The following is a 6,139-nucleotide window of genomic DNA, read 5'->3' on the forward strand; positions in this document are numbered from 1 at the left end:
CGGCTGTGTGGAGGCACGGGCTCGCCGGACCGGCGCTCAGCCTAACGGCCGACTCCGGCAGGACCGGTCAAGCGCGGCCGTGGCATGGTCCGGGGCGGATGGGGCAGGAAAAACCGCGGTGATGCGGAGGTGACGCAGGACGATTTCCGTTACCTGGCCTTGAGTGGCGAGGTCATTCACGGATACGGTGTCCACACGGAAGGTTCTCCGGTGAAGGAGTCGTCATGACGGAAATTCTTTCGTCCGTGATAGCGGACGGTGGCATTCTGCCTGCGGAGCGTGTGATCGAACACCCGGCCTGGCCATCCCTCAAAGGTGCTGTAGAAACGATTCGCCCCTGGCAGTCCAAGGACGGTTCCATCGACTTCGACGCCGAGGGGGCGCCACCGCGCCACCGCGCCCGCGACACCCTCGAAAGGGTGATCGCGGCCATCGAGGAGCTGGCCCCGCTGCTCCCGCACAACGCCGCGTACCACCGCGCGCTCGTCACCGATCTGCGCCGCTGGGCCGACGACGGCTTCGGCGTCCCCGACTTCCTCGACTCGCTGCTCGCCTTCCAGCCCGCCCGGGCGCGCGCCGACGGCCTCCAGCACCTCGTCGTCTTCCCCATGTACACGCAGAACGGCAACCCGAACCGCAACCTGGAGGCGGTCGTCCTGCGCATGGTCTGGCCCGACTGGCTGGCCGAACTGGAGCGCACCCGCTACGACAACCCGCTCTACCTCGGCCTCGCCTTCGAGGACTTCACCTCCGGCTACGACACCAACTCGGCGGTGCTCTTCCCGGAGACCATCGCCGTGCGCGAGGCCCCCGAGCGCTTCTCCTGGGGCGGCATCTTCTGCGACCGTGAGGCCGCCCGCTTCCGCCGGGTCAGCGAGGCCGCCGTCCGGGCGCTGGGCATCGAACTCCCCGACGACATCCGGGACATGCTCGCCGACCAGCGGCGCTGCCAGGAGGCGTTCGCCCTGTGGGACATGGTCCACGACCGCACCCACAGCCATGGCGACCTGCCGTTCGACCCCTTCATGATCAAGCAGCGCCAGCCGTTCTGGATGTACGGCCTGGAGGAGCTGCGCTGCGACCTCACCGCCTTCAAGGAGGCCGTGAAGCTCGACGCGGAGGGGCTCGCCCAGGCCCGGGACGTCCAGTACGCCGTGATCTTCGACCGGATGTTCCGGTTTCCCGTCACCGGCGAACGGGTCCGCAACTACGACGGCCTCGGCGGCCAGTTGCTGTTCGCCTACCTCCACCAGCACGACGTCGTACGCTGGACGGACAACACCCTGCACATCGACTGGTCGCGCGCCGCGCAGGTCACCAACCAGCTGTGCGGTGAGATCGAGAAGCTGTACCGGGACGGCATCGACCGGCCCAAGCTCGTCCACTGGTTCAAGGCGTACGAGCTGGTGTCGACCTATCTCGCCCCGCACCCCGGCTCCGTCTGGGCCAAGGGCCCGGACGCGCTGGACCTCACCCAGCCGCCGCGCAAGCTCGTCGACGACGTGCTCCCCGACGAGTTTCCGCTGAGCATGTTCTACGAGGCGCTCGCCAAGAAGCTGCGGGACGTGGTCGCCTCGACCAAGGGCATCACGGCCGGCGACGACGACGTACGAGCGGCGGCGTGAGCCCCGCGGCGGACCGCACCACGGCACCGGACGACCGCACCACGGCACCGACGATGAGGAGACAGCGAGCATGACCACACCGACGTCGAGCCCGACCCCCAACGAGCCGGGCGGCGGGACGCCGCTGGACGGCGCCGTGGTGGCGGTGGCCGGTGCGGCGGGCCCGGCTGGCCGCGCCACGCTGCTCCGCCTCGCCGAGGCCGGTGCCACCGTCGTCGCCTCCGACTCCGACCCCGCGCGGCTGGCCGAGGCCGTCGACGCGGCGCGCTACGCCCACGGCGGCGCCCGGGTCACCGGGGAGACGGTCGACCTGCTCGACCTGGACGCCACCCGCGCCTGGGCCGACCGGACCGAGAAGGAGTTCGGCCGCGTCGACGGCCTCGTCCACCTCGTCGGCGGCTGGCGCGGCAGCAAGACCTTCGCCGATGCCCCGCTCGCCGACTGGGACACCCTCCACGACCTGCTGATCCGCACCGCCCAGCACACCTCGCTCGCCTTCCACGACGCCCTGCGCCGCACCGGCAACGGCCGCTACGTGATGATCAGCGCGGCGGGCGCGTCCCAGCCCACCGCCGGCAACGCCGCGTACGCCGCCGCCAAGGCCGCCGCCGAGGCGTGGACGCTCGCCCTCGGCGACTCCTTCCGCAAGCTGGGGGGCGAGAGCGGCCCGGCGGCCGCGGCTGTCATCCTGGTGGTCAAGGCGCTGGTGCACGACGCCATGCGCGCGGAGCGCCCCAACGCGAAGTTCGCGGGCTTCACCGACGTCACGGAGCTGGCCGAGGCCATCACCGGACTCTGGGACCGGCCCGCCCGGGAAGTGAACGGAACCCGCCAGTGGCTGACCCCCAAGCCGTGAGGACCGACGCACGCCGTCATCACGACCCCGAGGTACGCGGCTTCGCCAGCGACAACTACGCGGGCGGCCACCCGGAGATCCTCGCCGCGCTCGCCCTCGCCAACGGCGGTCACCAGGTCGCCTACGGCGAGGACGACTACACCGCGCATCTCCAGCACGTCATGCGCAGCCATTTCGGCCCGTACGCACAGACGTTCCCGGTCTTCAACGGCACCGGCGCCAACGTCGTCGCGCTCCAGGCGCTCACCGACCGCTGGGGCGCGGTCATCTGCGCCGACACCGCCCACATCAACGTCGACGAGTGCGGTGCGCCCGAGCGGGTCGGCGGGCTGAAGCTGCTCACCGTGCCCACCGAGGACGGCAAGCTCACCCCCGACCTCATCGACCGCGAGGCGTACGGCTGGGACGATGAGCACCGCGCGATGCCGCAGGTCGTCTCGATCGCCCAGAACACCGAGCTGGGCACCGTCTACACGGTGGACGAGATCCGCGCGATCTGTGAGCACGCCCATGAGCGCGGCATGAAGGTCCACCTCGACGGGGCCCGGATAGCCAACGCGGCCGCGGCGCTGGACGTGCCGATGCGGTCGTTCACCAATGTGCCGGGCGTGGACGTGCTGTCCTTCGGCGGCACGAAGAACGGCATGCTCTTCGGCGAGGCCGTGGTCGTCCTCGACCCGGACGCGGTGCGTGCGATGAAGCATCTGCGCAAGCTGTCCATGCAGCTGGCGTCCAAGATGCGGTTCGTCTCCGTCCAGCTGGAGGCCCTGCTCGCCCGCGACCTGTGGCTGCGCAACGCGCGCCACGCCAACGCGATGGCCCAGCGGCTCGCCGAGGGGGTGCGCGGCGTCGACGGCGTCACGATCCTGCACCCCGTGCAGGCCAACGCGATCTTCGCCCGACTGCCGCACGATGTGAGCGAACGCCTCCAGAAGCGGTACCGCTTCTACTTCTGGGACGAGGCGGCGGGCGACGTGCGGTGGATGTGCTCCTTCGACACCCGGGAAGAGGACGTCGACGGCTTCGTGGCGGCCCTCCGGGAGGAGATGAAGCGCTAGCCACCCGGTGCACGGCGCGGCCGCCCCCGCCGGAGGGCGGCCGCCGCGTCGTGACGGACTACCGCCCGCGGTCCAGGGCGATGGCCTCCGCCGGGGTGGGGGCCGTACCGCCCAGGTGGGCGGGAACCCACCAGGTGTCCTCCGGGCCCTTCGGACGCACCGGATACGCCCGCTGCGCCGCCTCCAGCAGCTCCTGCACCCGCGACCGGACCCGCTCGGTGAGCGTGTCGGACGGCTCCGTCGGGTCGGCCTCCATCGGCTCGCCGACGCGCATCGTGATCGGGAAGTGGTTGCGGCCCAGCGCCCGCTTCTGGCCCTTGGTCCACAGCCGCTGCGTCCCCCACAGCGCCATGGGCAGCAGCGGTACGCCCGCCTCCTGGGCCAGCCGGGCCGCGCCCGACTTGAAGTTCTTGAGGGTGAACGAGCGCGAGATGGTCGCCTCCGGGAAGACACCGATGATCTCGCCCGCGCGCAGGGCCTTGAGGGCGTGCTTGTAGGCGTCCATGCCCGCGGCCCGGTCCACCGGAATGTGCTTCATGGCCCGCATCAGCGGCCCGGAGACCTTGTGGCGGAAGACGGCTTCCTTCGCCATGAACCGCACCAGCCGCTTCGCCGGACGGGCGGTGAGCCCGGCGAACACGAAGTCGAGATAGCCGATGTGGTTGCTCACCAGAACCGCGCCACCCCGCTCCGGGACATTCTCGGTGCCCTTCATGTCGATACGCAGGTCCAGCGCCTTGAACATGGTGCGGGCCGCGCCGATCACCGGCGGGTAGACGAGCTCTGCCATAGAGGGACCCTTCATCGTTTTCCCTGGGAGGGCTCTCCCGGCGGAAGTTACGCAGCCGTAGGTTTCCCGGCTTCTGGCAGATGGTGCCCTATGTCATCTCTCTGTGCTAGCGCGGGTCCCACCCAGTCCGGGAGATCCTCATCACGTCGGGCTCTGGGGAATCCCCTAAGAGCCCATGTCGCTGCACCCTATGACGGCATCCGAACCGCGGAGGACAGCGTGCGAAACGAGCAGGGGCAGGGCGAGGCGGACGAGGGCGAACGGGTCGCAGCCGCCCAGCTCGGAGCGGATCTGGGCACCCGGGCCACCCTCGTCCAGTTCTCCAGCGCCTTCTGCCAGCCCTGCCGGGCCACCCGGCGGGTCCTGGCGGAGGTGGCCCACATGGTCGACGGCGTGGCCCATGTCGAGATCGACGCCGAGGCGCATCTGGAACTCGTACGGATGCTGGACATCGTGCGGACGCCCACCGTGCTGGTCCTCGACGCGGACGGCCGGATCGTGCGCCGCGCGGCCGGACAGCCGCGGACCGCGGACGTCATCGCCGCCCTCGGCGAGGCGGTCTGATCCGGCGTGAGGTCACGGTGTGTGAGACCCCGCGACGGACTTCCCTCCACCGGTCCGCACTTGACGGTGCGCTGCGGGCATCGTCAGGGTGACGTCATGCGGCCTGGACTTCTTCTTCTCTACGGACGCGTACACGTGGACCTGGTACGGACCGCGAGTGCGCGGTGTCCGGGCGGGTGAGCGACGACGACAGTACGGCTCCTCCCGTTCGTACCCCACCGCAGAAGGACATGTTCATGACCGCTTCACCCGATCTCGGCGCGCCCCGGCTCAGCGCCCCCGAACTCTTCCGCTCCGTCTTCCGCAGGCACGCCGCCGGTGTCGCGGTGATCACCGCGCAGGGGACGCGCCCCGTCGGCTTTACCGCGACCTCCCTGGCCTCCGTCGCCGCCGAGCCCCCGCTGCTCTCCTTCGGCGTCGGCAAGGGCTCCTCCAGCTGGCCGGTGATCGCCGAGGCCGAGCACGTCGGCGTGCACGTCCTGGGGGAGCACCAGCGGGAGCTGGCCGCCACCTTCGCGCGCAGCGGCGCGGACCGCTTCGGCCCCGACACCGGCTGGCACACCGGCCCCGAGGGGGTGCCGGTGCTGGACGGGGTGCTGGCGTGGCTGGTGTGCCGGGTGGTGGCGCGCATACCCGCCGGGGACCATCGCGTGGTGATCGGCGAGGTGGTCGCGGGCGACCCGGCGGGAGCCGGTCGTCCGCTCCTGTACCACCAGGGGCGCTTCAACGCGCTGCGCGACTGAGCCGCCCGCTGATCATCCGTTGGCAAGGTCACAGTTCAACCGGCTTGCGTCCGGGGAACACCCTGGGTGTACTGGCGAGTAATATTTCGTTCGGTGCATGGGCCGACCCCGGCCGCCAACCGACCGGGAACAGCCCCCGAGGGCGCCTATGCTGCCAGCACAAGGCAGCCCGGAAGAGACGATGCAGTAGGAGAGCCGGCGTGAGCTTGAGGATCGTTGTCTGTGTGAAGTACGTGCCTGACGCCACCGGCGACCGGCACTTCGCCGAGGACCTGACGCTCGACCGTGACGATGTGGACGGCCTGCTCTCGGAGCTGGACGAGTACGCGGTCGAGCAGGCCCTCCAGATCGCGGACGAGGCGGACGACGCGGAGATCACGGTGCTGACCGTGGGCCCGGAGGACGCCAAGGACGCGCTGCGCAAGGCGCTGTCGATGGGTGCCGACAAGGCCGTGCACGTCGAGGACGACGATCTGCACGGCACGGATGCTCTGGGCACCTCG

8 protein-coding genes are annotated in these 6,139 nt (G+C 70.6%); 7 read left to right on the top strand and 1 reads right to left on the bottom strand.

The features are described from left to right. Nucleotides 1-224: 224 nt before the first annotated feature. From LCH29_RS31690 to LCH29_RS31700, 3 genes are all read left to right on the top strand, one after another. On the top strand, nt 225-1,625 hold the full coding sequence (locus LCH29_RS31690; RefSeq protein ID WP_446465131.1) for a DUF6421 family protein: 1,401 nt from the start codon (nt 225-227) through the stop codon (nt 1,623-1,625). A gap of 70 nt (nt 1,626-1,695) precedes the next feature. Beyond that, nucleotides 1,696-2,481 (top strand): SDR family NAD(P)-dependent oxidoreductase, encoded by a 786-nt coding sequence (locus tag LCH29_RS31695; protein WP_446465132.1) that lies wholly within the window; start codon nt 1,696-1,698, stop codon nt 2,479-2,481. Next, nucleotides 2,478-3,539: a threonine aldolase family protein gene (locus LCH29_RS31700; RefSeq protein WP_446465133.1), complete on the top strand. Its 1,062-nt coding sequence runs from the start codon at nt 2,478-2,480 to the stop codon at nt 3,537-3,539. Before LCH29_RS31695 ends, LCH29_RS31700 begins: the two co-directional genes overlap by 4 nt. A gap of 58 nt (nt 3,540-3,597) precedes the next feature. Here LCH29_RS31700 and LCH29_RS31705 read toward each other — a convergent pair whose 3' ends face one another. Beyond that, nucleotides 3,598-4,329, bottom strand: coding sequence for a lysophospholipid acyltransferase family protein (locus tag LCH29_RS31705; RefSeq protein WP_123108801.1), 732 nt, complete (start codon nt 4,327-4,329; stop codon nt 3,598-3,600). A 219-nt stretch (nt 4,330-4,548) separates the two neighbouring features. Between LCH29_RS31705 and LCH29_RS31710 the strand changes: the two genes are divergently transcribed. The 4 genes from LCH29_RS31710 to LCH29_RS31725 all read left to right on the top strand — a co-directional run. Further along, nucleotides 4,549-4,893, top strand: coding sequence for a TlpA family protein disulfide reductase (locus LCH29_RS31710; RefSeq protein WP_446465134.1), 345 nt, complete (start codon nt 4,549-4,551; stop codon nt 4,891-4,893). Between the two features lie 96 nt (nt 4,894-4,989). Then, entirely contained in the window at nt 4,990-5,073 is an 84-nt protein-coding gene (locus LCH29_RS31715) for a putative leader peptide (RefSeq protein WP_373689202.1), read from the top strand. A gap of 56 nt (nt 5,074-5,129) precedes the next feature. After that, complete coding sequence (locus LCH29_RS31720) at nt 5,130-5,636, top strand: flavin reductase family protein (protein WP_446465135.1); 507 nt, start codon at nt 5,130-5,132, stop codon at nt 5,634-5,636. Between the two features lie 200 nt (nt 5,637-5,836). Next, on the top strand, nt 5,837-6,139 hold a 303-nt coding region (locus tag LCH29_RS31725; protein ID WP_446465136.1), incomplete at its 3' end, for an electron transfer flavoprotein subunit beta/FixA family protein.

The sequence above is a fragment of the Streptomyces sp. BRA346 genome (assembly GCF_052851135.1).

What these genes read in the sequence shown, in the direction of transcription:
- LCH29_RS31715 (WP_373689202.1), top strand. Translation starts at nt 4,990, where the DNA reads ATGCGGCCTGGACTTCTTCTTCTCTACGGACGCGTACACGTGGACCTG.
- LCH29_RS31720 (WP_446465135.1), top strand. Translation starts at nt 5,130, where the DNA reads ATGACCGCTTCACCCGATCTCGGCGCGCCCCGGCTCAGCGCCCCCGAA.
- LCH29_RS31695 (WP_446465132.1), top strand. Translation starts at nt 1,696, where the DNA reads ATGACCACACCGACGTCGAGCCCGACCCCCAACGAGCCGGGCGGCGGG.
- LCH29_RS31690 (WP_446465131.1), top strand. Translation starts at nt 225, where the DNA reads ATGACGGAAATTCTTTCGTCCGTGATAGCGGACGGTGGCATTCTGCCT.
- LCH29_RS31705 (WP_123108801.1), bottom strand. Translation starts at nt 4,329, where the DNA reads ATGGCAGAGCTCGTCTACCCGCCGGTGATCGGCGCGGCCCGCACCATG.